Raw genomic sequence first — 1,575 nt, 5'->3', positions numbered from 1 at the left:
GCGGGTCGGGCGGGTCGCGCGGGCGGGCGAGTCGCCGGGTCGGCTCAGCCGGTGCGGGCCGGCGTGAGCGGCCGCAGGGACACCGGGAGCCCGTCACCGGGGAACGGCAGCGAGTCGTTCTTCATGGGCGGGACGTAGTCCAGAGGCACCGACCACTCGAAGTGCCGGAGCAGCGCGCTGAGGACGAGCTTGGACTCCAGGTTGGCGAAGATCATGCCGAGGCACTTGTGTACCCCGCCGCCGAAGGGCTCCCAGGCGTAGCGGTGGGACTTGTCCTCGCGCCTGCCCTCGGTGAACCGCTCGGGGTCGAAGATCTCCGGGTCGGTCCAGTACTCGGGCATGTGGTGCGACAGGAGCGGCATCACCGAGACGAGCCGTCCCTTGGGGATCGCCACCCCGAGCACCTCGGTGTCCTTGACCGCCCGGCGCGCCAGCACCGGCACCGGCGGGTGCAGCCGCAGCGTCTCCTTCATCACCAGGTCCAGGTCGGTGAGACCCTCCAGCTCGGCGAGGGTCGGCGAGGGGCCCAGTTCCAGACACTGCCGCCGGCAGCGCTCCTGCCACTCCCGATCGCGCCCGAGTTCGTAGACCATCGAGGTCACGGTGCTGGTCGTGGTGTCGTGTGCGGCCATCAGCAGGAAGATCATCTGGTTGATGATGTCGTCGTCGTCGATCCCGCCGGAGGCGTCGGCCACCTGACACAGGGCAGAGAACAGGTCCTCACCGGGGTTGGCACGGCGGGCGGGCAGGTGGCGCCGGAGGAACTCCTCCAGCAGGCGCCGGCCGCGGGTCGCGCGACCCCACTTGGTGAACGGCAGGGGAGCGGTCGAGCGGATGTAACCGTTGGCGGCCTGCACGCAGTCCACGAACGCGGTGTTGACCCGCTCGATCTCCCCGGGTTCGGCGTATTCGGCGCCGCCCATGAACACCTCGGTGGCCAGATCGAGCGTGTGCGACTTGAGGGCGGGGTAGACCTCGAACGCCCGATCAGGGGTCCAGCTCGAGATCCCGCGCTCGACCAGCGGGGCCAGGGTACGGGCGTATCCCTCGAGCCGGGGGCGGGTGAACGCCTCCTGCATGAGGTGCCGGTAGTGGTGGTGCTCGGCGAAGTCCAGCAGCATCAGCCCGCGGTCGAAGAACGGGCCGACGAGGTATCCCCAGCCGGGGCCGTTGGCGAACGCCTTGTCGGCGTTCTGCAGGGCGATCTGGCACGCGTCGGGGCCGATCAGCGCGGTCCAGGTGGCGCCGAGGAAGCTCAGTTCGGAGACCGGCCCGTGGTCGCGGTACCGGCGGGCCATCGTGGCCAGCGGATTCTCGACGTACTCGAGGGTCCCGCCCAGGATCGGCAGGTGGGAGCGGAGGGGGGCCGGGCCCGGCCGGTAGACCGGATCGCGCGGATCGCCATCGATTGACATACTGCACCTCTTTGTCGGGGTCCCTCCAGTCTGTGACCTCCCTCACGCGACTGTCAGCCGAATAGCGAAACTGGCGGTGTCGTTTCTCCCCGCGGTGGCGATAGCGCGGTGGTGACAGCGGGGTGGTGGCAGCGCGGTGGTGACAGCGCCGTGGTGACAG

The 1,575-nt window shown here is 69.8% G+C and carries 1 protein-coding gene; it reads right to left on the bottom strand.

Annotated features, from left to right (window positions below):
• Positions 1–44: 44 nt before the first annotated feature.
• The gene (locus G6031_RS00005; protein ID WP_182611048.1) at positions 45–1,415 is read right to left on the bottom strand and encodes a cytochrome P450; all 1,371 of its coding nucleotides are present in this window, start codon (positions 1,413–1,415) and stop codon (positions 45–47) included.
• Positions 1,416–1,575: the final 160 nt, after the last annotated feature.

Source organism: Dietzia sp. CQ4, from assembly GCF_014145125.1.
In the GTDB taxonomy this organism is placed as follows: Bacteria; Actinomycetota; Actinomycetes; order Mycobacteriales; family Mycobacteriaceae; genus Dietzia; species Dietzia natronolimnaea.
This window is presented reverse-complemented; position numbering and strand designations above follow the sequence as displayed.

Bases quoted from the DNA above. Each gene is read 5' to 3' on its own strand.
- G6031_RS00005 (WP_182611048.1), bottom strand. From the start codon at position 1,415: ATGTCAATCGATGGCGATCCGCGCGATCCGGTCTACCGGCCGGGCCCG.